The organism is Embleya sp. NPDC008237 (assembly GCF_042956465.1).
Classification (GTDB): domain Bacteria; phylum Actinomycetota; class Actinomycetes; order Streptomycetales; family Streptomycetaceae; genus Embleya.
Map to the genome: position 1 here is coordinate 1 of NZ_JBIBGL010000034.1, position 23,881 is coordinate 23,881.

The following is a 23,881-nucleotide window of genomic DNA, read 5'->3' on the forward strand; positions in this document are numbered from 1 at the left end:
GCGCGAATAGCCCCTGAAACGCCGAAATCCCACACGAACCAAAGGCTCGTGCAGGATCTCGTCAATTCAACTCAGGCCATTTCAAGAACGGCCCATGTGTGTCCGAGGGGGGACTTGAACCCCCAAGCCCTTTCGGGCACTAGCACCTCAAGCTAGCGCGTCTGCCAATTCCGCCACCCGGACCGGGTGGTCTCCGCGTGTGTTTCGTGCGGCGACGTGGAGAACCATATCAAAGATCCGGAGGGGAGTCGGACCGGGACCAAAGGGGGCTGACCTGGGGCTTGGCGGGGGTGGTGGATTCGGGGCGGGGTGGGAGTGGGGTGGGTTCGCCAGGGTTTGCCATGGCCCGTTCGGTGGATGGGGTACGGCAGAATGGTTGGCGAGGTCGAGCGACGACGGGTTCGTGAGTCGGAGGCCCCTTCAACTACCCGACCGCGCCGAACAGTGCCTTGTATCGGGCGGTCATGGGCGTTTTCGTCGCGGCCAAGCAGCGGTTCCTGGTGCACTTGCGGCCCGAGGACGCGCAGGTGGCGCTGGTGGAGCCGGTCGAGCTCTCGGCCGTGGCGACGGCGCTGGAGCGGCTTGCGGACTGGGGGAATCTGCGGGCGGACGCGGACACCGGGCGGGTGACGTCCGTCGAGGATTTCCATCGGCATCGGTATCTGTATCAGCTGACGCGCGAGGGTGAGGCCGTCGAGGAGGCGTTGAGCGCGTACGACGCGGCGCTCGGCAGGCGGGGTGCGCTCCAGGCGGTGGCCCTGGAGGACATCGCAACGCAGTTGCGGGCCCTGATCGAGTTCTGTGCGGCCGATCGGCTGGATGAGGGCAAGGTTCACCTCGCGCTGATCACCCTGGTGCACCGGTTCAATGACCTTGCGGACAATGCTCGCGCCTTCATGGGGTCGCTTCAGCGGACGATCGATCTGCACGACGCCGACGTCGAGGTGTTCCTCGCCTACAAGGATCGGCTGATCGACTACCTGGAGCGGTTCATCGCCGATCTGGTCACGCGTGGTGCGCAGATCGCCGGGCTGCTCGACGAACTGGGTGACCCGCGTCGGGCCGACGGCGCCCTGGGGCGGCTCCTGGGCAGCACCGCGGAGCGTGAGGCGGGTGATGCCGCGCCGGATCCGACGGAGGTACGTGCGGACGGGGCCGGCGCGGAGGACGCCGTTCGGCTCGCGCTGTACGAAACGTGGGTCGGGCGCCGGCAAGGGCTGCGCGCGTGGTTCATTGCCGAGGGTGGGCACGAGTCGCAGGCCCGACTGCTGCGTAGTCGTGCACGCAGTGCGGTGCCACAGTTGCTCACCGTGGTCGCCGTGCTCAACGAGCGGCGCCGATGGACCAGGCCGTGGTCGCGGACGTCGCGGAAGCGTTCCGCAGCCTCGACGAGGATCAGGCCCGGCTCGCCGCGATGGCCGAGACCGAGCAGGCGGCGACCGCCTTCCTGACCCACTATCGGCGCTATGCCCGGGTCGCCTCGCGCCGCCGGGCCCGATCCCCGCGCAGCGAACAGGCCCGCTACGACGGGCTGCGCGGCGAGTTGACCCGGGCGCAGGCGGAGGAGTCCGAGGCCGAACTCCGGGTCGCGGCCGCAGAGAACCTGATTGCCGAATGCAACGCCGAGGCGGCCCGGCTGCAAGCGCAGGACGAAGCCCTGCGTGCGGGGCCGGAAATGCGCAGCGCCCGCGAACTCGACCGAGCCGCCGAGACCGCGCGTCGGGCCCGAGGGGATGCTGCCCAGGCCGAAGCGGACGCACGGCGCGCCGACGAGGCCGCGGCCGAGGCCCGCCGCGTCGCCGCAGACACCGGGTTGCCCGCAGAACCCGACGCCCTCGCCTCGGTCTCGGCGGGCTTGGCCCGGCATCGCGAAGCGTCGGCCGCGCTGTCGCCGGCACTTCGCGAGCACACCGCCGCCTCGACCGCTGCCGCAAGCGAACTCGTCGAGGCCGAACGAGCGACGGTGCACGCGAGCTGCGTGAGCGGGCTTTGGTGTGCGTGTCGGGTCAGCCCGGAACGGCCGCCGTGCGGCTGTCGGCGGCGCTGACCGCCGGCCGGGCGGTGGTGCGGGCGCATATCGACTTCGACTGGGGCGGCCTGCGGATCGTGTCCGGTCTCGCCGTGCGGCGGGTGCCGGTGGGGCAAGTCGGCCTGATCGAGGCCGGATTCGGACGGACGGACGGACGGTCGGCCGGTCGGGCTGAATCGGTGCCAACTGCCGTGTTCGAAGCGCCTGTTCGCGTGCGGCCCCTCCTGCTGCCCGCTCAGGCCGGACCGAGCAGCCGCGCCTCTTCTGTCGCCGACAGGCCGCTGGACAAAGGGGGTTCGCCTCGGGCGCGGTCCCAGGCCAGTACGTCGGCTGCGGTGGTCGACAGTGGTGTGGTCGGCAGTCCGGCGGCGCGGGCGCGGGCGGCGCTGCGTTGGCGGGTGTGCCATTGCTCCTTCGGGCAGACCAGGGGGAACGGGCCGGGAACCGCATCGGGGGAGACCGGCACGATCTCCACTTCGGTGCCCGCCACCTGTGCGCAGACGCCGATCAGGTCGGCCAGCGTGGTCGGTTCGGCCGGGCCGACCGCGTGGAAGGCGCCCGGTCGGTCGTCGATCAGCAGGCGGGTGACCAGGCGGGCCAGGTCGCGCGAGTCGACCACCTGGATCGGCTGTTCGGGCCGGCCCGGCAGTGCGATCCGTCCGCCGCGGGCGGCCCGGCGGGACCAGTACGTGAAGGTGTCCTGCACGTCGTGCGGGCCGGCCACCTTGCCCGGCCGCACGATCGTCGCGCGCTCGCCGTACCGGGCGAGTACGTCGTCCTCGCAGGCGACCTTGCACGGTCCGTAGGTGTCGTTGTCGAGCACCTCGGTGTCGCGAACGGGTGCGCGCCGAGGGGTGTCCTCGTCCGAGCCGGGGCCGATGCCGGACTGGACGTAGACCGCGTGGCTGGAAAGGAACAGGTACCGGCCGACCCGGTCGCCGAGTACCGCCATCGCCTGTGCGACGTGGCGTGGGACGTAGCCGCTGACGTCCACCACCGCGTCCCACTCGCCCTCGCGCAGCGCGGTGTAGTCGCCGGTGTCGCGATCGCCGATCCGTCGGGTCGCCTCGGGGAAGAGTTCCGTGCCGGTGCGGCCGCGGCCGAAGAGGGTCACCTCCGCGCCCTCGCGCAGCGCGTCCTCGACGATCGCTCGTCCGACGAACGCGGTGCCTCCGAGTACAAGAATTCGCATGGTTCGTGACCGTACCGGGTCGGGCGGGCGGAGCGTGGCGACCGTGGTCTTGTCAATCCTGGTTGACATGCGTTCCGTGTCAACGTAGGTTGACATGCATGACCGAAGCAACGGACCTCGCCAGTCGTGCGGGGGATCGCGATCCACGGGTGGGCCTACGGGCCGTGGCCGCGCTGCGCCGGCTGCTCGAACAGCTCGAGGCCGTACAGGTGCGCAGCGCGCGTGTACAGGGCTGGTCGTGGCAGGAGATCGCCGCGGAACTCGGAGTGAGCCGGCAGGCAGTGCACAAGAAGCACGGGAGGAACTGATGTTCGAGAGGTTCACGGACAGTGCTCGGGGCGTCGTGTACGGAGCCATCGAGCATTCACGGCGGGCGGGGAACGCCCGCGTGGAGGAGGAGCACATGCTTGCGGCGCTGTTGGACGCGGAGGGTACGCGGACCTCGGTCGCCCTCGCCACGATCGGCTTCGTGGCGAGCCGCGACGAGATCGAACGCGGGTTGGCCCGGGCCCGGCGGCGCGGCGGCATCTCGCAGGCGGACGAAGCCGCGCTCGCCGACCTCGGGATCGACGTGGGCGAGATCGTCGCGCGCGTCGAACAGACGCACGGCGAGGGCGCGTTGGCGCCGATTCGGCGGACCCGACGGCTGTGGCCGTTCGGCGGCGGTCGGACCGGGCACGTGCCGTTCACGTCGGGTGCCAAGAAGGTGCTGGAGCAGTCGCTGCGCGAGTCGGTCGCGCGCGGAGAACGGCACATCGGCGACGAGCACGTCCTGCTCGCGCTGACGGCCCGGCCGGGGGTGGTGGCGGACCTGCTCGCGGAGTACGGCGTCACCCACACGGCGGTGCTGAGGGCACTGGCGCCCAAGGCCCAGGCGGGTTGACCGGCACCTTCGTCCGACATCGACCCGACGCCAAAGGACGGCGAGAGCCGGGCCCTTCACGAGCCCGGCTCCCACACGCCCGCCGACAACCCCGACCGGCCCACCCGGCGACAGGGCGACCGGCCCACCTACCGACAGCCGACCTACCGACCAACAGACCTATCGACCTACCGGCCAACAGGCCCATCCGCCGACCGGCCTCACTCCACCAACCCGGCCCGCCGCAGCGCGTCCGCGATCGCCCCGCCGCCTCCGGCCGGCCCCTGCGGACCCCGGGTCTGCTTCGGCGGCGTGCCGCCCCGTCGTCCCTGACCCCCGCCGCTCCCACCGGCCGCGCCGCCGTTGCCCCCCTGACGCGCACCGCCCTGCCGGCCGTCTCCCGACCGCCCGCCCCGCTGCCCATCGCCGCGCCGCCCATCGCCCTGCGGCCGACCCTCGCGCGAGCCGGCTTCGGGACGCGACCCGCGCTCCGGGCGCGGCCCGCGCTCGCCACGATCCGTGCGCGACCCACGCTGTTCCGCCTCGTCCTCCAGGCGCAGCGTCAGCGAGATCCGCTTGCGCGGGATGTCCACGTCGAGCACCTTGACCCGGACCACGTCGCCCGACTTGACCACGTCGTGCGGGTCGCTCACGAACGTCTTCGACATCGCCGAGACGTGCACGAGGCCGTCCTGGTGCACGCCGACGTCCACGAACGCGCCGAACGCGGCCACGTTGGTGACCACGCCCTCCAGGAGCATCCCGGGTTGCAGGTCGGACAACTTCTCGACGCCCTCCTTGAAGGTCGCCGTCTTGAAGGCCGGTCGCGGGTCGCGTCCCGGCTTCTCCAACTCGCGCAGGATGTCGGTCACCGTCGGCAGGCCGAACTTCTCGTCGGTGAACGCCTTCGGGTCCAGCGCGCGCAGCCGGGGCGCCGCGCCGATCAGGGTCCGGACGTCACCGCCCGCCGCCGCGGCGATCTTGCGCACCACCGGGTACGCCTCCGGGTGCACCGAGGACGAGTCCAGCGGGTCGTCGCCGGCCGGGATCCGCAGGAAGCCCGCTGCCTGCTCGAACGCCTTCGGGCCCAGCCGCGCGACGTTCTTCAGGTCGCGCCGGGTCTTGAACGGGCCGTTGGCGTCCCGGTGTTGCACGATATTCTCGGCCAGCGTCGCACCGATCCCGGAGACCCGGGTGAGCAACGGCACGGACGCGGTGTTGACGTCCACGCCGACCGCGTTCACGCAGTCCTCGACCACCGCGTCCAGCGACCGGGACAACTTCAGTTCGGACAGGTCGTGCTGGTACTGCCCGACGCCGATCGACTTCGGGTCGATCTTGACCAACTCGGCCAGCGGGTCCTGGAGTCGGCGAGCGATCGACACCGCGCCGCGCAACGACACGTCCAGGTCCGGGAGTTCCTGGGAGGCGAAGGCCGAGGCGCTGTACACCGACGCGCCCGCCTCGGACACCATCACCTTGGTCAGGCCCAACTCCGGGTGCTTGGCGATCAGTTCGGCGGCCAGCTTGTCGGTCTCGCGCGAGGCGGTGCCGTTGCCGATCGCGATCAGGTCCACCCGGTGCGCGGCGGCCAGCTTCGCGAGGGTGGCGATCGACTCGTCCCAGCGGCGGCGCGGCTCGTGCGGGTAGATCGTCTCGGTGGCGACCACCTTGCCGGTGTCGTCGGTCACCGCGACCTTGACCCCGGTACGCAGACCCGGGTCCAGGCCCATCGTGGCGCGGGTGCCGGCCGGCGCCGCGAGCAGCAGGTCGCGCAGGTTGGCCGCGAACACCCGGACCGCCTCGTCCTCGGCCTCCTGCCGCAGCCGACTGCGCAGGTCGATGCCCAGGTGCACCAGGATCCGGGTACGCCAGGCCCAGCGCACGGTGTCCGCGAGCCACTTGTCGGCCGGGCGGTCCCGGTTGACGATGCCGAACGTGTGCGCGATCGAGCGTTCGTACTCGGTCGGTCCGTCGACCTCCTCGTCCGTCGAGGGGGCGAGGGTGAGGTCGAGGATGTCCTCCTTCTCGCCGCGGAACATGGCCAGGATCCGGTGCGAGGGCAGTCGGGTGAACGGCTCGGCGAAGTCGAAGTAGTCGGCGAACTTGGCGCCCGCCTCCTCCTTGCCCTCGCGCACCTTGGCCACGACCCGTCCGCGGGTCCACATCTTCTCGCGCAGCGCGCCGATCAGGTCGGCGTCCTCGGCGAACTTCTCGACCAGGATCGAGCGCGCGCCGTCCAGCGCCGCCTGGGCGTCGGCGACGCCCTTGTCCGCGTCGACGAACGCCTCGGCCGCCGCGGCCGGGTCGCGCGAGGGGTCGTTCAGCAGCCCGAGCGCCAGCGGCTCCAGCCCGGCCTCGCGGGCGATCTGCGCCTTGGTCCGGCGCTTCGTCTTGTAGGGGAGGTAGATGTCCTCCAGCCGGGCCTTGGAGTCGGCGGCCAGGATCTGCGCCTTGAGCGCGTCGTCCAACTTGCCCTGCGCCTCGATCGCGGCGAGCACGGCGGTGCGGCGCTCGTCCAACTCGCGCAGATACCGCAGCCGCTCCTCCAGGTTGCGCAGCTGCGTGTCGTCCAGGGTCCCGGTGACCTCCTTGCGGTACCGGGCGATGAACGGCACGGTCGCCCCACCGTCGAGCAACTCGACCGCGGCCCTGACCTGCCCCTCCCGAACCCCGAGCTCCTCGGCGATCCGCCGATGCACATCCACCCGCGCGACCTGCTCCGAACCCTGCTGCCCAGACACCGACATCGTCACGTCCCGATCCACCTCATCACCATGCCTCACCCCCGGCATTCTCCCGGGCCCGCCCACGTTTGTCGTGCAGCGGGGCCGTGGTGCGTCCCGCGCGGACACTCGCCGCGGCCAGGTGCTCGTACGCGGAGAACGGAATCCGGACGAGGCCGGACGCGCCGATGGCTACGACGGGTCCTCGCGCAGGGCCGGGACGCGGGTGGGGCGGCGGCGTTTTTGGGCTTCGAGGAGGGGGAGGGTGCGCATCGGGACGACCTCGGACAGGACGATCACGCTCGTGGAGCGGACCACCTCGGGGATGCGGTTGATGTCGATCAGGATCTGTTGCAGGTCCTGGTTGGAGGTGGCGGCGATCCGACAGTGCACGTCGCCGATGCCGGTGGTGCCGTACGCCTCCAGGACCTGGGGAACCGCGCTCAGTGCGGTGGCCACGCCGGACAGGCCGCCCTGGGCGATCTCCAGTGTGACGAAGGCCAGAACCGGGTATCCGGCGGCGACCAGATCGACCTCGGGGCCGTAGCCGGTGATCACTCCGGCGGCCTCCATGCGCTCCAGGCGGGCCTGGACCGTGGCACGCGAGACCCCGATCACCCGGGACAGCTCCAACATGCCCGCACGTGGGTGCTGCCGGCCCGCCCGAATGAGACGCACGTCCAGTTCGTCGAGCTTACTGCGCGAATCCTGAAGATCGTCTCGCATATGGCCGCCTCACCTAGGCAATGTGCACAGCTCCCGGGGTTGATGTTGTCAGATGTTGCATTCGGAAGTGTACTTCCGGCATCCGTTCCTTTCCGAGGGGATCGCGCGTCATGAGCACCTTCACCACCCTTGAAGACACCGACGCCCTCGTCGGCGCCGTCGAGCACGACCCGGCGGGAGACCCCTTCCCGGTCGTCGCGATGGACCATGTTCGTTTCTTCGTCGGCAACGCCAAACAGGCCGCGCACTACTACTCGACGGCGTTCGGGATGACCTGCGTCGCCTACCGCGGGCCCGAGACCGGGAGCCGCGACGTCGCCGAGTACGTGCTCGTGTCCGGCAAGGCGCGTTTCCGCATCACCGGCGAGGTTCACGCCGGCACCGAGGTCGGCGTCGCGACCGCCGCCCACGGTGACGGCGTCTCCGACATCGCCATCGAGGTGCCCGACGTCGACAAGGCGATCGCCTTCGCGCGGGAGAACGGCGCGACCGTGCTGGTCGAGCCGCACGACGAGAGCGACGAGCACGGCACGGTGCGTACCGCGGTGCTGGCCACCTACGGCGAGACTCGACACACGCTGGTGGACCGGTCCGGCTACAAGGGCCCGTTCCTGCCCGGCTTCGTCGCCGCCGAGCCGCTGTTCCGCGGCAAGCCGGCCGGTCACCCCAAGCGCTACTTCCAGGCCATCGACCACTGCGTGGGCAACGTCGAACTGGGCCGGATGGACGAGTGGGTCTCCTTCTACAACCGCGTCATGGGCTTCACCAACATGAAGGAGTTCATCGGCGACGACATCGCCACCGAGTACTCCGCGCTCATGTCCAAGGTGGTCACCAGTGGCAACCACCGGGTGAAGTTCCCGCTCAACGAGCCCGCGGTCAGCCGCAAGAAGTCGCAGATCGACGAGTACCTCGAGTTCTACGGCGGCCCGGGCGTGCAGCACATCGCGCTGGCCACCGGCGACATCGTGGCCTCGGTGCGCGCGATGAGCGAGATGGGGGTCGAGTTCCTGTCCACTCCGGACAGCTACTACGACACGCTCGGGGAATGGGCCGGCGAGACCCGGGTACCGGTCGAGACGTTGCGCGAACTGAAGATCCTGGTCGACCGCGACGAGGACGGCTACCTCCTGCAGATCTTCACCAAGCCCGTCCAGGACCGGCCGACCGTGTTCTTCGAGCTGATCGAGCGGCACGGCTCGCTCGGCTTCGGCAAGGGGAACTTCAAGGCGCTGTTCGAGGCGATCGAGCGTGAGCAGGAGCGGCGCGGCAACCTCTAGGTCCGGTCCCCAAGGACAGGACCCAGGCCGTCGGCCGCCCGTCGCACGCGAGCGGCGGCCGACGGGAGTCGGGCCGGCAGGGCACCGGGAGCGGACGGAGGAGTCGGGCAGTCATGGCGTACTACCGCAGCGTGGGCGAGGTGCCGCCGAAGCGGCATACCCAGCACCGCCGCCCGGACGGCGGCCTGTACTACGAGGAGCTGATGGGGGAGGAGGGCTTCTCCTCCGACTCCTCGCTGCTCTATCACCGCGCGATCCCGTCGGCCATCGCCGACGCGAACGTGTGGGAGGTCCCCGACCAGAGCATCGTCGCCAACCACCCGCTCAAGCCGCGCCACCTCAGGCTGCACGAGTTGTTCGCGGACAACGAGTGGAAGGCGGTCGACGCGGTCACCGGCCGCCGGCTGGTGCTGGGCAACGGCGACGTACGGATCTCCTACGTGGTCGCGGGCAGCCCCTCCCCGCTCTACCGCAACGCGCTCGGCGACGAGTGCGTGTACATCGAGTCCGGCTCCGGGACGGTGGAGACCGTCTTCGGCGCGCTCACCGTCGGCGCCGGCGACTACGTGATCCTGCCGCGGGCCACCACCCACCGGTGGGTGCCCGGCACCGAGGAACCGCTGCGCGCGTACTGCATCGAGGCCAACTCGCACATCGCGCCGGCCAAGCGCTACCTGTCCCGGTTCGGTCAACTGCTCGAACACGCGCCGTTCTGCGAGCGCGACCTGTGCGGGCCGGTCCAGCCGCTGCTGGCCGAGGGCACCGACGTCGAGGTGCTGGTCAAGCACCGCGGCCTGGGCGGCGAGATCGCCGGCACCCGCTACGTGTACCCCACCCACCCGTTCGACGTGGTCGGCTGGGACGGCTGCCTGTACCCGTACGTGTTCAACATCTCCGACTTCGAGCCGATCACCGGCCGGATCCACCAGCCACCGCCCGCACACCAGGTGTTCGAGGGCCAAGGCTTCGTGATCTGCAACTTCGTGCCGCGCAAGGTGGACTACCACCCGCTGTCGATCCCGGTGCCGTACTACCACTCCAACGTGGACTCGGACGAGGTCATGTTCTACTGCGGCGGCAACTACGAGGCCCGCAAGGGGTCCGGGATCGGCCAGGGCTCGATCTCGCTGCACCCGGGCGGGCATTCGCACGGGCCACAGCCCGGTGCCTACGAGCGCAGCATCGGCATCGAGTTCTTCGACGAGCTCGCGGTCATGGTGGACACCTTCCGGCCGCTGGGCGTCGGCGAGGGCGGCATCGCGAGCGAGGATCCGGGTTACGCGTGGACCTGGGCCGGGAAGGCGCCTGGACCATGAGCGCACCCACCGACGCCCCCGAGACCCTGCACCAGGCCCTGTTCACCGGACTGTGGGACGACGCGGCGCTGTTCCCGCCCGGCAACGCCCCGATGGCCGAGGCGGTGCCGGCCCACCGGCTGTACCGCACCGAGTGGTTCGCGCCGTTCGTACGCAACTTCCTGGTCGGCGCGGCGCACGTGCCCGACCTGCTCGACCTCGCCGATCCCGACGCACCGCTGCGGATCGTGCTCGTGGCCCCGGGCGGCCCCGCCACGGTGGGGCCCGCCGTACGCACCATCCTGAACACCCCCGGGTTGATCCTGGAGGGCATCGAGGTCGCCGGCGACGGCGAGATCGGCAAGGCGGTCGCGGCGCTGCACGAACACCTGCCGGAGATGACGGCGGGCTACGTCGAGGTCCTCAAGGGCGCGGGCCTCGACGCAGACCTGGACAATCTCGCCGGCACGTACGGGCGGCCCAAGTTCCGCACCGGCGGTACCGCCGCGCACGCGTTCCCGGACGAGGCCGAGCTGGCCGCGTTCGTGCACGCGTGCCGGATCCGCGAACTGCCGTTCAAGGTCACGGCCGGGCTGCACAACGCCGTGCGGCACACCGACCCGACCACGGGTTTCGAGCACCACGGTTACCTCAACCTGTTGCTCGCCACCCACCACGCCGTCGCCGGCGCCGAATCCGACGCGCTCGCGGACGTGCTCGCGATCCGCGACAGCGCCGAACTCACCCGGATGGCGCACCGGCTGACCCTGACCGAGCGCACCCGCCTGCGCGGCTACCTGACCTCGTACGGCACCTGTAGCGTCGCCGAGCCGCTCCAGGACGCGCTCACGCTGGGTCTGCTCGGCGAGCCTCCGCACCACCGCGACTGATCCGATCGAGGAGCCCCACGCCATGCCCACCACCTGGGTCCCGCTGCCGACCGACACGGTGTACGGCATCGACAACCTGCCGTACGGCGTGTTCACCACCGACCGCGAACCGGATCGGCCGCGCGTGGGTGTGGCGATCGGCGACTTCGTGCTGGACGCCGGCGCGGCGGCGCACGCGGTGGGCGCGCCGGCCGACGTGCTGGACGCGCCGAGCCTGACCGAGCTGATGGCGGCCGGCCGGGCGACCTGGAGCGCGGTGCGTGCCTCGCTCACCACCTGGCTGACCGACAGCGACCTGCGGGCGAGCGTCGAACCGCATCTGATCCCGCGTCAGGAGGTGGTGCTCCGGCTGCCGTTCGAGGTCGCGGACTACGTCGACTTCTACGCCTCCGAGCACCACGCGACCAACCTCGGCAAGATCTTCCGGCCCGGCTCCGAGCCGCTGACGCCGAACTGGAAGCACCTGCCCATCGGCTACCACGGCCGGGCGGGCACCGTGGTCGTCTCGCACACGCCGATCGTGCGGCCCAGTGGGCAGCGCAAGGCGCCCACCGACGCGGCGCCCTCGTTCGGGCCCACCCGCCGACTGGACATCGAGGCCGAGGTCGGCTTCGTGGTCGGCACCGGCTCCGAACTCGGCACCCCGGTCGGCCTGGGCGACTTCGCCGAACACGTGTTCGGGGTGTGTCTGCTCAACGACTGGTCCGCCCGCGACATCCAGGCCTGGGAGTACGTCCCGCTCGGCCCGTTCCTGGGCAAGTCCTTCGCCACGTCGGTGTCGCCGTGGATCGTGCCCCTCGAAGCACTCGGCGCCGCGCGCGTGGCACCCCCCGCGCGCGACGTCGAGCCACTGCCCTACCTGGACGACCGCGCCGGCGAGCCGTGGGGCCTGGACCTGGCCCTGGAGGTCCGGCTCAACGGCCACCTGATCTCCCGGCCGCCGTTCGCGGCGATGTACTGGACGGCCGCGCAGCAGCTCGCGCACATGACCGTCAACGGCGCGGCGCTGCGCCCGGGCGACCTGTTCGCCTCCGGCACGGTCAGCGGCCCCGAGGCGGATCAGCGCGGCGCGCTGATCGAGATCACCTGGAACGGCGAGAACCCCCTCAAGCTCCCGGACGGGTCCACCCGGACCTATCTGGAGGACGGCGACGAGGTCACGATCACCGCTACCGCTCCCGGCCCGAACGGCACTCGTATCGGATTCGGCGAGGTAAGCGGGCGCATCCTGACCGCGCGCTGACTCGATGCCGGCTCCCGCAACTTGCGGGAGCCGGCATTTCGCTGTGTGCGGGCACTCCACGATTGCTCGCGGCGGCCCGTACCAGGGGCCACGGCGGCCTCGTGCGGCTCTGCCGTGAGCTCCGGGCCGTCCGGCCGCGGGTTGCCGTCGATGCCGGCCACGAGCGTCCGCAGGGGCGGGCGAGCCACCCGGCGCGGACCCTCGTCCCGGTCATGCGCGGCGGATCATCCGGTCCGGATCGCCCGGTGTTCGCCGCTTTTGTCGTAGTAGCCGGGGCCGGCCACCAGTGCGGTACGGAAGTACAGGCCTTCGCCGACCACGCCGTTGTTGTTGCCGTGGCCGGGCACGAACGGCTGCCACAGGGCCACCAGCAGCTCCGGGGCCACCAGCGACGCGCCCTCGGTCTCCACCCGCACGGGTGTCAGTTCACCGAGCAGTCGGGTGACGTCGACGGCGGGCGTGCCGAAGACGTCGACGCCCAGACACAACACCGTGTCCGCGAAGTCGTCCTCGGACCGGTGCACCTCGATCGCCTCGACCAGTCCGTCCTTGTCGCTCACCACATGAATCGAGAGGTCCGCACCGAAGTGGGCGAACCCACGAGTGCGTCCCGACAGATCTCCTCCGAGTTCGCGCAGAGCCGCCTCTGCCTCGTCCATGGACATGCCGATCTTGATCGGCCCTACGCCGTAAGGCGGATCCAACTCAAGCTGCACGTGATCTCCCTCGCCTCGAACAACCGAGTATGGCGCACCCTCATCGGGGCCCCTCGCACCCGGTTGCCGGTTCGGCACCCGTGGGCGACCCGCTGCCCGTACCCGAACGACAACGTTCCGGTCGCCGCCGGCACCGGCTTCGCCTTTGTACCCGTTCGGGTCAATCGAGCCGCCGCCGACACCGGCTCCGGGGCGTCAGCGCGGGGTGCCGAAGACCTGGGTCCACGAGGTGCCGTAGGTACCGCCGGTGACATACCCGACACCGATCTCGGTGAACTCCGGAGTGAGGATGTTCCTGCGATGACCGGGAGAATCCATCCAGCCCTGGACCACCTCGGCCGGGCTCTGCTGGCCGCAGGCGATGTTCTCGCCTATCCGGCTGTACAGGTAGCCCGCCGCGATCGCCCGGTCCCACGGCTCGCGGCCGTCCGGATCGGTGTGCGAGAAGAACGCCCGGCTGATCATGTCCGCACTGAATGCCTGTGCACACGCCGTCAGTTGTGGCTGCGGGGCGAGCGGGCCCAGACCGTGCCGGGCCCGTTCGGCATTGGTCAGCTCGACCACCCCGCGCTGGAACTCGGTGAGCCCCGACGGGGTTTGCGTCTCCTCCTCGACCTCGACGCCGAAGTCCCGAGCGATCCCGGCCAGCCCGTCCGCGTACCCCTGACCCAGTGCGCGCACCTTCCAGCCCGCGCCGCGCCGGTAGATCTCCGCCAACAACAGCACCGTCTCGGTACGCGGCCGAGGCGGGGTGAACCGTGCCAACAGCGTGCCGCCCGCACCGGTGAGCGTCATCGCCGGCGGCGGCAACTCGCCCAGGGTGTGCGTGGTGTCCGCGGGGCTGACCACCACCGTCACCCGCACGGCGCCCGCCCGCAGGCCGCTCGGGTCCACCGTGACGGTGTCCCCGCCCAGGCGCACCCCGGGCGCGGAGAGCTGGTTGAAGAAGACGAAGTCCGCGTCGCCGGACACCTGTCGATCCTCACCCGTGATCAACGCGGAGATGTCGAACGGACCGGGCACGCGTACGCGCACCACGCCGCCCGGCAGGGATTGGTTCGCACCCGGGGGCAGTTCGTTCATGACCTCGGATTCTAACGACGGATCAGACCCGGTGGCCCGGCCGTCCACGACCCGGATCGGACCTGGCGACCCCGGCCGGCCACGACCCGGATCAGAGCTCGGTGACCCGGCCGTCCGCGACTGCGATCCGTCGGGTGGTGCGCACCGCGTCCAGCATCCGCCGGTCGTGCGTGACCAGGAGCAGGGTGCCCTCGTAGGACTCCAGCGCGGACTCCAACTGCTCGATCGCGGGCAGGTCCAGGTGGTTCGTCGGCTCGTCCAGAACCAACAGGTTGACCCCCTCGGCCTGGAGCAGCGCCAGCGCCGCACGAGTGCGCTCACCCGGGGACAGTGTCGCCGCCGGGCGCAGCACGTGCGCCGCCTTGAGCCCGAACTTGGCCAGCAGCGTGCGCACATCGGCCGGAAGCAGGTCCGGCACCACCGCGCAGAACGCGTCCAGCAGCGGCCGGTCGCCCAGGAACAGCCCACGCGCCTGGTCCACCTCGCCGACCACGACACCCGAGCCCAGCGCGCCGTGACCGGCCGTCAACTCGACCCGCCCGAGCAGCGCCGCGAGCAGCGTGGACTTGCCCGCGCCGTTCGCGCCGGTGATCGCGACCCGGTCCGCCCAGTCGATCTGCAGCGTCACCGGACCCAGCGTGAAGCCGCCGCGCTCGACCACCGCCCCGTTCAGCGTGGCCACCACCGCGCCTGCGCGCGGGGCCGCGGCGATCTCCATCCGCAGCTCCCACTCCTTGCGCGGCTCCTCGACCACATCCAGGCGCTCGATCATCCGCTCGGTCTGCCGCGCCTTGGACGCCTGCTTCTCGCTCGCCTCGGATCGCGTCTTGCGGCTGATCTTGTCGTTGTCGGTGGACTTGCGGCGCGCGTTGCGGGTGCCCTTGTCCATCCACCCGCGCTGCATCCGGGCCCGGGCCTCCAGGTCGCCGCGTTTGTCGGCGTACTCGTCGAACTCCTCGCGCGCATGCCGGCGGGCCACCTCGCGCTCGGTCAGATACGCGTCGTAGCCGCCGCCGTAGCTGCGGATCTGCTGCTGGACCAGATCCAGCTCGACCACCCGGTCCACCGTGCGGGCCAGGAACTCGCGGTCGTGGCTGATCACCACGGTGCCCGCACGCAATCCGGTGACGAACTTCTCCAACCGGTCCAGACCGTCCAGGTCCAGGTCGTTGGTCGGCTCGTCGAGCAGGAACACGTCGTACCGGCTCAGCAGCAGCGACATCAGACCCGCGCGGGCGGCCTGACCACCCGACAGCGCGGTCATCTCGCGATCCAGATCCACGGCCAGGCCCAGATCGGCGGCGACCTCCTCGGCCCGCTCCTCCAGGTCCGCGCCGCCCAGGTCCAGCCAACGATCCAGGGCAAGGCTGTACTCGTCGTCGGCGCCCGCGCGGCCCTCGACCAGGCCCTCGGTCGCGGTGTCGAGCGCGGCCTGCGCGGCGGCCACCCCGGTGCGCCGGGCCAGGAACGTCCGGACCGTCTCGCCCGGCCGCCGCTCCGGCTCCTGCGGCAGATGGCCCACCGACGCGGTCGGCGGGCTCAGTTGGATGGACCCCGCCTCCGGCTCGGCCAGGCCGGCCAGGAGCCGCAAAAGGGTGGACTTGCCCGCGCCGTTCACCCCGACCAGGCCCACCACATCGCCCGGGGCGATCACCAGGTCCAATCCGGAGAACAGGACACGGTCACCGTGTCCGGCAGCAAGGTCTTTGACGACGACTGTGGCGCTCATGAGGATACGAATCCTATCGGCCGCCGGCAGGATGACGACGTCCGCGTGGCACCGGCCCGTGCGGCCACCTGGGAAGGACCAAGCGATGACCACCGAACCCCGGCCCGAACCGTACGAGGCGCTGCCCGAGGACTGGGAGAGCGCCGTCGCCATCGTGGCGCACCCGGACGACCTCGAATACGGCGCCGCCGCCGCGATCGCGCGCTGGACCCGGCAGGGCAAGCACATCACGTACGTCATGGTCACCAGCGGCGAAGCCGGCATCGACGGACTCGATCCGGACGAGTGTCGCCCGCTGCGCGAGGCGGAACAGGTCGAGTCGGCGCGGATCGTCGGCGTGGACACGGTCGAGTTCCTCGGTTACCCGGACGGCGTGCTCGAATACGGCCTGCCGCTGCGCCGCGACCTGTCCCGCGTGGTTCGCCGGCACCGGCCCGAGATCGTGATCACCGGCAACTTCCGCGACACCTGGGGCGGGGTCATGCTCAACCAGGCCGATCACATCGCGGTCGGCCGGGCGGTCGTGGACGCGGTGCGCGACGCGGGCAACCGCTGGGTGTTCCGCGAGCTGCTCGCCGAGGGGCACGAGCCGTGGGGCGGGGTGCGTGCGGTGTGGGCGGCCGGTTCGCCGCAGGCGCGGCACGCGGTGGACACGACCGAGGACTTCGCCCTCGGCGTCGCCTCGCTGGAGGCGCACGCGGCCTACCTGGCCGGGCTGGGCCAGGGGCAGATGGCGGACGCGGGGGAGTTCCTGGAGGGCATGGGCCGGGCGGCCGGAGCGCGCCTGGGCACCCGGTTCGCGGCCTCGTTCGAAGTCTTTCCGATGGCATGACGATCAGCCGACGAGTGCCCGTTGCGCTGCCCGGCTGATGCACAGGCAGTGCTCCAGCCGGGGTCGGGTGCCACCGCGACTCGGCCCGATTCGCGGCGGGGTGGCGTTGCGCACCTCCACCGCCCCCGCCGCGTCGCCGACCGTGGCGTAGTCCACCGCGACGAAGTTCACCGGCCGGCCGCGCCGCGCCTCACACGCGCCGGCCCGGTCGGCCGGGCCGAATTCAGTCCGACCGGACGCATGTGGAACGGCCGGGCCCAAGCGGTACTCGTCCGCCCGGCCGGACCGGCACCCTACGGCCCGGCCGGACCGACTCGCCCGGGCCCGGCCGGGCGAACGTCCGTCAGCCCGGCCGGCGTTCGAGGCCGGGCGGGCCGCGGGCCGGCCACGCGGCGCTAGGCCATCCGTACCTCGCCGGCATGCGCATGCAGGCGGATCACCGCGTCCGCGACGCGGCGAACCGTGGGCTCGTCCATGTGCGACCACAGCGGCAGCGTCAACACCCGCGACGACACGTCGTCGGTGATCGGCAACGGCCGCGAAGGCAGGTGCGCGTACGCCTTCTGGCGGTTCACCGGCGGGTGGAAGTAGCGGCGCGAGTCGATCCCGTCCGCCTTCAGCGCCCGGGCCAGCGTCGGTGCGTCCAGCCCGAAGGTTTCCGGGTCGACGATCAGGGTCATGTCCTTCCAGGTGGACACGTCGCCCTCGGCGAGCGCCGGCAGCCGCAGCCCCGGCACCTCCCGCACCGCGTCCGCGAACACCCCCACCAGGTGCGAGCGGGTGGCCACCCGCTCCGGCAGGCCCCGGAGCGAGACCAGCGCCAACGCAGCGTGCAGCTCGGACATCCGCGCGTTCAGCCCCGGGAACAGGCAGTCGTAGTCGCCCGGATTGCCGTATCCGCGGCCCAGCCGGCAGGCCTGCGCCAGCCCCTCGTCGCGGGTGGCGATCAACCCGCCCTCGCCCGCGATCACCACCTTCGTCGGACTCAGCGAGAACACCTCCGCCGTGCCGAAGCCGCCGATCGGCGTGCCCGCGCGCCGGCTGCCCAGCGCGTGTGCCGCGTCGTAGACGATCGGTACGTTCGCGTCGGCCGCGACCTTCGCCAACTCCTCGACCCGGCACGGCGTTCCGTACACGTGCGTGGCCATCAACGCGGACGCGCCCGACTCGGCCAGCAGCGCCGCCGCGTCGGCCGGGTCCAGGGTCAGGCTGTCCGGATCCACCTCGGCGAACACCGGGGTCGCCCCCGCCCAGTGCGCCGCGTGCGCGGTGGCCGAGAAGGTGAATCCCGGCATCGCCACCGAACCGCTCACCCCCAGCGCCTGGAGCGTGAGCATCAGCCCGCTCGTGCAGTTCGACACCGCCACCACGTACGGCACTTCCAGCTGCGCCGCCGCGGCCTCCTCCAACTCGCGCACCGTGGACCCGTCGGTCAGCTGACCGCTGGTCAGGATCGCGTCCAGCCGCCGGGTCAACTCCTCCCGCTCGGGCACCTGCACGCGGGTCAGCGGCAGCCCCTCCGCGAACATCGCATCCCCACCGAGTACTGCCGGCTTGCCGGTCACCGCCATACCCCATCCCCCCTGGATTCACCGGGATACCCCGGACTGGTCGAACTTGCTTCCCCACTCGTGGCATCGGCCGCGGTGGCCGGCGAAGGCCGCCCCGCCGTGCGCCGTCGCCTGCGTTCCGAACTCCCGCCCTTGTCGGTATCGGTGCGATCCGGCTTCGACACCGCGAGCAACACCAGCACGAACGGGAACACCTGGACCCGTTCGCGGGTGAGGATGCCGAAGTTGCGGATGTTGGCGAACGCGAGCGCGAACACCAGCGTGTAGACGATCACGAAGGCCACGTAGGGTCTTCGGATCAGCAGACCCGGGATGCGTTTCAACCGGGGCAGCGCGACCACGAACAGTCCCATCAGCACCACGCCTTCCAGCGACGCCACCAGGGCCTGGATGTTGTGCGCCTCGAACGGGAACGGCCGGAAGAGCACGGTCACCAGCGACTGCGGCAGCGCGGCCGGCGAGATGGACAGCGCCGCCGAGTCGTCCACCGCCTGCGCGGAACCGCCCTGCGCGGTCTGCGTCTGGGTCTTGGCGATCACCTGATTGGCCTGCGCGGCCCCGATGCCCGGTGTCCCGAAGAAGGTGCCGACCTGCTGGAGCGCGAGCACGCAGCCCACGCCGAGCACCAGGATCCCGAACCCGGCCCGCAACGGACCCAGTGCGGAGGCCTGTTGCGGCCGGTTGCGCAGCAGGTAGCCGACACACAGCCCGCACAGCAGCAGCACCGTGACATGCGGGCGCACCATCGTGGTGCCCACCGCGCCCAGGATCAGGAACACGAACGCGCCGCGCCGGCGCACCAGGAGCAGCGCCACGCCGTAGGCGGCCATGCCCAGCGTGAACATCATCCAGGTGTCCTTGCCGATCCCGGACGGCCAGAACAGGAGCGACGGCAGGAAGAACAGCAACTTGCCGTAGCGGCGCCGGTCGCCGTCCGGATAGGCAACGTTGAAGGCGCGCCAGAACAGGTACAGGCCCCAGAACCCCAGCCACGAATAGACCAGGTAGCCGGCCAGCAGCGACTGCCCGACGATCGCGTACACGATCCCGGTGACGATCATGATGAAGCCGGTGCCGATCACCTTGCGGCCGATGTCCACGGTGAAGTCGCCGTCCCGGAAGTGCGGCGCGATGGCCCGCCCGACCAGGTCGTAGGTGGCCGCATCGGCTCGGCCCTCGTAGAGCACGAAGGACATCCAGTACCGGGCGAAGCAGGCGAGCAACTTGGCCACCAGCGCACCGATCACCAGCCGGCGCACCCACGGCGGCTCGTCGCGGGAGAACCGGGACAACAGCGGCACGCTGATGGTCAGCAGCAGCGGGAAGACGATCAGGGCGCCCCACGTGTCGTACGGGCGATACTCCATCGCCCACGCGAACACCGAGACGTAGCAGCCCACCGCGGTGAGCGCGAGCAGGGAACCCCACGGCAGTCGCGACGGAGGCACCCACCGGGCGTACGGCGCAAGACGGGACGACAACGGAGCTCCTTGCGGGGACGACGTACCTGTGCGGCGTCGGGCGGGCGGCGGCGGGTGCCGGGTCGGGACCGGTCCGGCGGCGGCCCGCCGAATGGCTAGAAGACCTCCAAGTCCCCCAGGGAGAGCTGCCACGAGCGCAGGTCGTGGACGTCGATCGGATGCGGGTGCACCGTCCGCGCGACCAGCAGCATGCCGGTGCGCGGAGGTGTGGCGTATCCCGCGTAGCGAGCCGCCCGCGCCGCCTCGGAGCCGCGTGCCAGATGCGTGGCGACGTGGTCGCAGCCGGACATGGCCACCCCGGAGAACAACTTGCGTGCGGTGTCCCGGTCGCCGGGGCGTACCACCATCTGGGACAGCGTGAATTCGACCAGCGGACCGCGCAGTCGCGGGCGGCCGAACACCACGCCGGTCAACTCGCCGTTCTTGTACGAGGCGACCACCCGGTAGTCCAGGCCCGGCGCGTCGCCGTAGCGCCAGCGCAGGAAGTCGCCGGTGAGCGCGGTGCGCAGCTTGTCGTGCCCGATCGCCGCATCGCCCGCGTCCGCCTCGGCGACCAACTCGTCGAAGCCCACCGCGGCCTTGGGATCGGAAAAGAACTGACGTGCCGTCGGGAAGCGGCAACGCGCCGCCGGGTCGACCGAGTTCCAGGACTGCGAGGTGCCGGACAGGTCGCCGGTGGCACGCAACTCCTTGAGTCCGCGCGCGAACGCGATCGGTCGGATCGGGTGCAGCGACACCGGCACCTTCCCGACCTCGTGCCAGCCCATCTTCAGATAGCCCGGCAGGCTGTTGCCGTTCGGCGTGTTGAACACCAGCGAGGTGTCCGCCTCGATCCGCTCCAGCAGGTCGGTGGTCAACCGGCGGAACAGGCCGCGGCCCTGGACGTCCGGATGGGTCGCGGTGTCCACCGCGCGCACCGCCCGGATCACCTCGCCGCCGAGCACGAACTCCCAGCGCAGGAACAGCCGTACCGCGACCACCCGGCCGTCCGCCTCGGCGACCAGGCCCGGGCTGGCGCCGAACGGGTTGTCCCGATGCTTCCACCGGAAGAACTCCGAGGTGCGTTCGCCGGTCGGCCCGCCCGACAGCGCGTCGCCGAGCAGCGCCAACACCCGGGGCTCGTCGTGCTTGCCCAACTCGCGGACGGTGAACGGCGAACCGCCTGCCTCCGGTCCACTCACCGCGACCCCTCCAGTACTCGCGCGTACACGTCCTCGATCCGGCGTTGCGCGCCCGCGACATCGAACTCGTCCGAGCGCTCGGCCGCGGCCTCGCCGCACGCCCGCCGGCGCGCCGGATCGGCGGCGAACGCGGTCAGGGCGTCGGCGAACGCCACCGGATCACCGGCCGGCACCACCGTGCCCTCGACCCCGTCGGTGACGATCTCCGGCATGCCGCCCACGGCGGTCACCACCGACGGCAGGCCGACGGTCATCGCCTCCATCAGCGAGACCGGCAGCCCCTCCTGCCGCGAACTCAGTGCGAACACGTCGAACGCCGACAACAGCGCCGGCACGTCGCCGCGCGAACCGGCGAAGACCACCCCGCCCTTGAGGTCGGGCCGGCTCGCCCGCTCGCGCAGTGTCGCCTCCAGTGGGCCGGAGCCGATCAGCACCAGGACCGCGTCCGAATGCCGGGTCCGGAGCAGCGCATGCGCGTCGAGCAGTCCCAACTGGTCCTTCTTCGGCGTGAAGTTCGCCACCGTGCCGACCGTGAACGCGTCCTGGTCCAGGTCCAGCGCCTGCCGGGCCCGCTCCCGCGCGCCCGGGCCGGCGAAGGCGTCGCCCAGGTCCGGGCCGTGATGGATCACCGTCGGCGCGGTCCCGGGCCGCAGCCTGGCCGGCCGGATGCTCTCCGCCACCGCGCCGGAGACCGCGATCACCCCGCTGTTGCGCCGGTAGGTCCAGGCGTTGGCGATCCGGGTGGGTCGCCGATACCGCGGCCACATGTTGTGCTCGGTGTGCACGATCGGCACCCCGCGCGAGAGCATCCGCGCGGCGACCGCCGGCACCGGCATGTGCGTGTGGATCAGGCCGTAGCCGCGCGCCCGCAACAGCGCGCGCAGCCGCAGCGGCCAGGCGCGGCCGCCGCCCAGGCAGTGCACCGTGATGCCCAGGGCGCGCAGGTTCGGCACCAGCGCGTCCTTCCACGGCAGCACGTAGGCGACCTCGACCTCGTAGCGCTCGCCGTCCAGGTGCCGCGCGCAGTTGACCAGCAACTGCTCGGCGCCACCGCGCCCCAGACCCTTGGCGAGCCACAGGACACGAACGCGGTCACCCATCAGCGATCCTCCGAGCCGAGTTCGACGCCGGCCCACGTGTCGAAGTGCGGCCCCAGGTGCGCACCGTCACCGGCGCCGTTGTGCAGCGCCCGCTCCGCCGCGGACTGCACCCGGAACCCGGGGGAGTCGCTCGGCTCCTCGGTCGGGGCGAGCGGATCGGCGCGATGCGCACCTCGGCTGCCCGACGGCGACTCGTGCTCACTCTCGGTGAGTTCGCCGCGCTTGGCCCAACTCGGCGCGGGCCGCTCGGTGTCCTCGTTCTCGACCGGGCTCGTGTGCGCCGAGCGGCCACGCAGCACCAGGCCCGCGGTGGAGCCCATCCGGCCCACCGCGCCGCCGGCGCGGGGCCCGCGCTTGAGCCCGCCGCCCATCGATCGTTGCGGGTCCACCCCGAGCAGCACGACCCCGGCGATCGGCACCCCGGTACGGGTCAACAGCTCGCCCACCCGGGAGGCCTGATCGGCCGTCAGGTTGCCGCTGCGGGCCACCACCAACATCGCGTCCGCGTGCTGCACCAGGTCGTTGGTGTCGTTCGCGTACAACAGCGGTGCGCTGTCCACCAGCACCACGTCCGCGTGATGCCGGGCCCGCTGGACCACCTCGCCGGCGCGCAGCAGCAGTGCGGCCGGGTAGGCGGCCGGGGCGCCGGCGGTGATCACCCGCACGTTCGGGATGTTCGTGCCGCGCACCACGTCCTGCAGGTCGGTCTCCTGCTCGGCGAGCAGCGCCTCGGACATGCCCTTGCCGGGCTTGGCGCCCAGATAGAGGTGGGTCGCCGGATTGCGGAAGTCGCAGTCCAGGACCAGCACCGAGCGGCCCGCCTCGGCCAGCGCCGCGGCCAGGTTGGCCACCGTGCTGGTGCGTCCGTCGCCCGGACGGGGCGAGACCACCAGGATCACCGGCGCCGGGTCGCTGATCCGGCGCACCGGCATCGCGGTGGCCCTGGTCTGCCGGGGGTCGGTGCCGCTGAGCCGATAGGCCAGCCCGGGCGGACCGGACAGCAGCAGCGCTGAACGCAGGGTGCGATACGCCTCCGCGACCGGGCTCTCCGGTCGGCCGGCGACCAGCACCGCATGCCCCGCGCGCTGACGCCGGGTCGCCCGCGGCACCTCGGCGATCACCGGCAGACCGAACGCGTCCTCCAACTGGATTCGCCCGCGCAGCCGTACGTCCATCCGGTCCACCATCAGCGCCGCGATCAACCCGAGCGCGAGCCCGAGTGCCGCCGCCAGGCCGATCCGCAGCGGACGCGAAGTCGGCGCCAGGATGCTCGTGGTGGAGTCCGGCGTGCTCTTGAGGCCGTCCATCACCTCGACCTTGGGGTCGTTCAGCGGGTTGACCAGCTCCTGCTGTTGACCCACCAGCGTGGTGTACTGCCCGCGCTTGGCGTCGAACTCCGCCTGGAGCGTGGCCTTCTTGCCCACCGGTGCGTTGGTGGTGCTCTTCTCCAGACCGTCGATGTCGGTCTTGAGCTTGTCCAACTGGGCGGTCATGCTGTCCGCCTGGCCCTGCCGGGTCCTGCGCTGCGACTCGGCGAACGCGGCCACCGTCTCCTGTGCCCACGCGGTGGCCAGGTCCTCGGCCGCCTTGCGGCTGGGCGCCTTGGCCGCGATCTGGACCAGGCCCAGGTCCGGATTCAACTGCGAGGTGACCTTGCTCGCCAGGACGGCCGGATCCGGGTTGTTCAGCCGCTTCGCCGCCCGGCGGGCCACCTCACCGCCGTCCGTCATCAGTTGTACGGGCGCGAGATTGAACTCCTTCGCCGAGTTCGGCGCCGGCACCACGTTGACCGAGCTGGTCCACTGATTGCCCGTGCCCTTGGGGTCCGATGGGGTCAGGATCAACCCCGCGAGCAGTCCGATCGCCAAACACGCGAGTACCAGCGGCCAACGGCGCTGGAGCACGGAGAAGTAGCTAGAGGTTTCCACCGGTCCCCCTCCGGTTC

General features: G+C 71.4%; 21 protein-coding genes and 1 tRNA gene. 9 read left to right on the top strand and 13 right to left on the bottom strand.

The annotated features are described in order from the left end of the window. Positions 1-99: 99 nt before the first annotated feature. Positions 100-183: transfer RNA gene (locus ACFZBU_RS45935), tRNA-Leu, on the bottom strand. Positions 184-464: 281 nt separating this feature from the next. Between ACFZBU_RS45935 and ACFZBU_RS45940 the strand changes: the two genes are divergently transcribed. Beyond that, on the top strand, positions 465-1,451 hold the full coding sequence (locus ACFZBU_RS45940; protein ID WP_391589794.1) for a TIGR02677 family protein: 987 nt from the start codon (positions 465-467) through the stop codon (positions 1,449-1,451). Beyond that, positions 1,340-2,047, top strand: coding sequence for a hypothetical protein (locus tag ACFZBU_RS45945; RefSeq protein ID WP_391589795.1), 708 nt, complete (start codon positions 1,340-1,342; stop codon positions 2,045-2,047). Before ACFZBU_RS45940 ends, ACFZBU_RS45945 begins: the two co-directional genes overlap by 112 nt. 217 nt (positions 2,048-2,264) lie before the next feature. Here the strand turns inward: ACFZBU_RS45945 and ACFZBU_RS45950 are convergent, their stop codons facing one another. Next, positions 2,265-3,221, bottom strand: coding sequence for an NAD-dependent epimerase/dehydratase family protein (locus tag ACFZBU_RS45950; protein ID WP_391589796.1), 957 nt, complete (start codon positions 3,219-3,221; stop codon positions 2,265-2,267). A gap of 98 nt (positions 3,222-3,319) precedes the next feature. On the opposite strand from ACFZBU_RS45950, the gene ACFZBU_RS45955 reads away from it, so the two are divergent. Both ACFZBU_RS45955 and ACFZBU_RS45960 read left to right on the top strand, forming a co-directional pair. Beyond that, a complete protein-coding gene (locus ACFZBU_RS45955) occupies positions 3,320-3,529 on the top strand; it encodes a helix-turn-helix domain-containing protein (RefSeq protein WP_026218136.1) in 210 nt (69 codons plus the stop codon). Further along, positions 3,529-4,104, top strand: coding sequence for a Clp protease N-terminal domain-containing protein (locus tag ACFZBU_RS45960; protein ID WP_391589797.1), 576 nt, complete (start codon positions 3,529-3,531; stop codon positions 4,102-4,104). Before ACFZBU_RS45955 ends, ACFZBU_RS45960 begins: the two co-directional genes overlap by 1 nt. A gap of 200 nt (positions 4,105-4,304) precedes the next feature. Here the strand turns inward: ACFZBU_RS45960 and ACFZBU_RS45965 are convergent, their stop codons facing one another. Both ACFZBU_RS45965 and ACFZBU_RS45970 read right to left on the bottom strand, forming a co-directional pair. Then, positions 4,305-6,833 carry a Tex family protein gene (locus tag ACFZBU_RS45965; RefSeq protein ID WP_391589798.1) on the bottom strand — a complete coding sequence of 843 codons (2,529 nt, stop codon included), beginning with the start codon at positions 6,831-6,833 and terminating at the stop codon, positions 4,305-4,307. A gap of 168 nt (positions 6,834-7,001) precedes the next feature. Next, positions 7,002-7,535: an Lrp/AsnC family transcriptional regulator gene (locus tag ACFZBU_RS45970; protein WP_391589799.1), complete on the bottom strand. Its 534-nt coding sequence runs from the start codon at positions 7,533-7,535 to the stop codon at positions 7,002-7,004. A gap of 200 nt (positions 7,536-7,735) precedes the next feature. Between ACFZBU_RS45970 and hppD the strand changes: the two genes are divergently transcribed. The 4 genes from hppD to fahA all read left to right on the top strand — a co-directional run bounded on the left by hppD (position 7,736) and on the right by fahA (position 12,243). Beyond that, entirely contained in the window at positions 7,736-8,815 is a 1,080-nt protein-coding gene (gene hppD, locus ACFZBU_RS45975) for a 4-hydroxyphenylpyruvate dioxygenase (RefSeq protein ID WP_391589841.1), read from the top strand. 113 nt (positions 8,816-8,928) lie between these two features. Further along, positions 8,929-10,131 carry a homogentisate 1,2-dioxygenase gene (locus tag ACFZBU_RS45980; RefSeq protein ID WP_391589800.1) on the top strand — a complete coding sequence of 401 codons (1,203 nt, stop codon included), beginning with the start codon at positions 8,929-8,931 and terminating at the stop codon, positions 10,129-10,131. After that, complete coding sequence (locus ACFZBU_RS45985; RefSeq protein WP_391589801.1) at positions 10,128-11,000, top strand: hypothetical protein; 873 nt, start codon at positions 10,128-10,130, stop codon at positions 10,998-11,000. Before ACFZBU_RS45980 ends, ACFZBU_RS45985 begins: the two co-directional genes overlap by 4 nt. A gap of 22 nt (positions 11,001-11,022) precedes the next feature. Then, positions 11,023-12,243, top strand: a complete 1,221-nt coding sequence (gene fahA / locus ACFZBU_RS45990; RefSeq protein ID WP_391589802.1) for a fumarylacetoacetase — start codon at positions 11,023-11,025, stop codon at positions 12,241-12,243. Between the two features lie 224 nt (positions 12,244-12,467). On the opposite strand, the gene ACFZBU_RS45995 is transcribed toward fahA, so the two are convergent. The 3 genes from ACFZBU_RS45995 to ACFZBU_RS46005 form a co-directional block, all read right to left on the bottom strand. Continuing rightward, entirely contained in the window at positions 12,468-12,959 is a 492-nt protein-coding gene (locus ACFZBU_RS45995; protein WP_391589803.1) for a hypothetical protein, read from the bottom strand. Positions 12,960-13,154: 195 nt separating this feature from the next. Continuing rightward, the gene (locus ACFZBU_RS46000) at positions 13,155-14,042 is read right to left on the bottom strand and encodes a CAP domain-containing protein (RefSeq protein ID WP_391589804.1); all 888 of its coding nucleotides are present in this window, start codon (positions 14,040-14,042) and stop codon (positions 13,155-13,157) included. 91 nt (positions 14,043-14,133) lie between these two features. After that, positions 14,134-15,771, bottom strand: a complete 1,638-nt coding sequence (locus ACFZBU_RS46005; RefSeq protein WP_391589805.1) for an ABC-F family ATP-binding cassette domain-containing protein — start codon at positions 15,769-15,771, stop codon at positions 14,134-14,136. Between the two features lie 85 nt (positions 15,772-15,856). Between ACFZBU_RS46005 and ACFZBU_RS46010 the strand changes: the two genes are divergently transcribed. Beyond that, a complete protein-coding gene (locus ACFZBU_RS46010; protein ID WP_391589806.1) occupies positions 15,857-16,603 on the top strand; it encodes a PIG-L deacetylase family protein in 747 nt (248 codons plus the stop codon). A 3-nt stretch (positions 16,604-16,606) separates the two neighbouring features. On the opposite strand, the gene ACFZBU_RS46015 is transcribed toward ACFZBU_RS46010, so the two are convergent. The 6 genes from ACFZBU_RS46015 to ACFZBU_RS46040 form a co-directional block, all read right to left on the bottom strand. Continuing rightward, positions 16,607-16,759 carry a hypothetical protein gene (locus ACFZBU_RS46015; RefSeq protein ID WP_391589807.1) on the bottom strand — a complete coding sequence of 51 codons (153 nt, stop codon included), beginning with the start codon at positions 16,757-16,759 and terminating at the stop codon, positions 16,607-16,609. 239 nt (positions 16,760-16,998) lie between these two features. Continuing rightward, complete coding sequence (locus tag ACFZBU_RS46020; RefSeq protein WP_391589808.1) at positions 16,999-18,174, bottom strand: DegT/DnrJ/EryC1/StrS family aminotransferase; 1,176 nt, start codon at positions 18,172-18,174, stop codon at positions 16,999-17,001. Beyond that, entirely contained in the window at positions 18,165-19,655 is a 1,491-nt protein-coding gene (locus tag ACFZBU_RS46025; RefSeq protein ID WP_391589809.1) for a hypothetical protein, read from the bottom strand. The genes ACFZBU_RS46020 and ACFZBU_RS46025 overlap by 10 nt, the downstream gene beginning before the upstream one ends. 95 nt (positions 19,656-19,750) lie before the next feature. Further along, entirely contained in the window at positions 19,751-20,836 is a 1,086-nt protein-coding gene (locus ACFZBU_RS46030) for a GNAT family N-acetyltransferase (protein WP_391589810.1), read from the bottom strand. Then, positions 20,833-21,936 (bottom strand): glycosyltransferase, encoded by a 1,104-nt coding sequence (locus ACFZBU_RS46035; protein WP_391589811.1) that lies wholly within the window; start codon positions 21,934-21,936, stop codon positions 20,833-20,835. Before ACFZBU_RS46035 ends, ACFZBU_RS46030 begins: the two co-directional genes overlap by 4 nt. Next, positions 21,936-23,864: an AAA family ATPase gene (locus ACFZBU_RS46040; RefSeq protein ID WP_391589812.1), complete on the bottom strand. Its 1,929-nt coding sequence runs from the start codon at positions 23,862-23,864 to the stop codon at positions 21,936-21,938. Before ACFZBU_RS46040 ends, ACFZBU_RS46035 begins: the two co-directional genes overlap by 1 nt. Between the last annotated feature and the right edge of the window lie 17 nt (positions 23,865-23,881).

What these genes read in the sequence shown, in the direction of transcription:
- ACFZBU_RS45940 (WP_391589794.1), top strand. Translation starts at nt 465, where the DNA reads ATGGGCGTTTTCGTCGCGGCCAAGCAGCGGTTCCTGGTGCACTTGCGG.
- ACFZBU_RS45945 (WP_391589795.1), top strand. Translation starts at nt 1,340, where the DNA reads ATGGACCAGGCCGTGGTCGCGGACGTCGCGGAAGCGTTCCGCAGCCTC.
- ACFZBU_RS45950 (WP_391589796.1), bottom strand. Translation starts at nt 3,221, where the DNA reads ATGCGAATTCTTGTACTCGGAGGCACCGCGTTCGTCGGACGAGCGATC.
- ACFZBU_RS45955 (WP_026218136.1), top strand. Translation starts at nt 3,320, where the DNA reads ATGACCGAAGCAACGGACCTCGCCAGTCGTGCGGGGGATCGCGATCCA.
- ACFZBU_RS45960 (WP_391589797.1), top strand. Translation starts at nt 3,529, where the DNA reads ATGTTCGAGAGGTTCACGGACAGTGCTCGGGGCGTCGTGTACGGAGCC.
- ACFZBU_RS45965 (WP_391589798.1), bottom strand. Translation starts at nt 6,833, where the DNA reads ATGTCGGTGTCTGGGCAGCAGGGTTCGGAGCAGGTCGCGCGGGTGGAT.
- ACFZBU_RS45970 (WP_391589799.1), bottom strand. Translation starts at nt 7,535, where the DNA reads ATGCGAGACGATCTTCAGGATTCGCGCAGTAAGCTCGACGAACTGGAC.
- hppD (WP_391589841.1), top strand. Translation starts at nt 7,736, where the DNA reads ATGGACCATGTTCGTTTCTTCGTCGGCAACGCCAAACAGGCCGCGCAC.
- ACFZBU_RS45980 (WP_391589800.1), top strand. Translation starts at nt 8,929, where the DNA reads ATGGCGTACTACCGCAGCGTGGGCGAGGTGCCGCCGAAGCGGCATACC.
- ACFZBU_RS45985 (WP_391589801.1), top strand. Translation starts at nt 10,128, where the DNA reads ATGAGCGCACCCACCGACGCCCCCGAGACCCTGCACCAGGCCCTGTTC.
- fahA (WP_391589802.1), top strand. Translation starts at nt 11,023, where the DNA reads ATGCCCACCACCTGGGTCCCGCTGCCGACCGACACGGTGTACGGCATC.
- ACFZBU_RS46000 (WP_391589804.1), bottom strand. Translation starts at nt 14,042, where the DNA reads ATGAACGAACTGCCCCCGGGTGCGAACCAATCCCTGCCGGGCGGCGTG.
- ACFZBU_RS46005 (WP_391589805.1), bottom strand. Translation starts at nt 15,771, where the DNA reads ATGAGCGCCACAGTCGTCGTCAAAGACCTTGCTGCCGGACACGGTGAC.
- ACFZBU_RS46010 (WP_391589806.1), top strand. Translation starts at nt 15,857, where the DNA reads ATGACCACCGAACCCCGGCCCGAACCGTACGAGGCGCTGCCCGAGGAC.
- ACFZBU_RS46020 (WP_391589808.1), bottom strand. Translation starts at nt 18,174, where the DNA reads ATGGCGGTGACCGGCAAGCCGGCAGTACTCGGTGGGGATGCGATGTTC.
- ACFZBU_RS46035 (WP_391589811.1), bottom strand. Translation starts at nt 21,936, where the DNA reads ATGGGTGACCGCGTTCGTGTCCTGTGGCTCGCCAAGGGTCTGGGGCGC.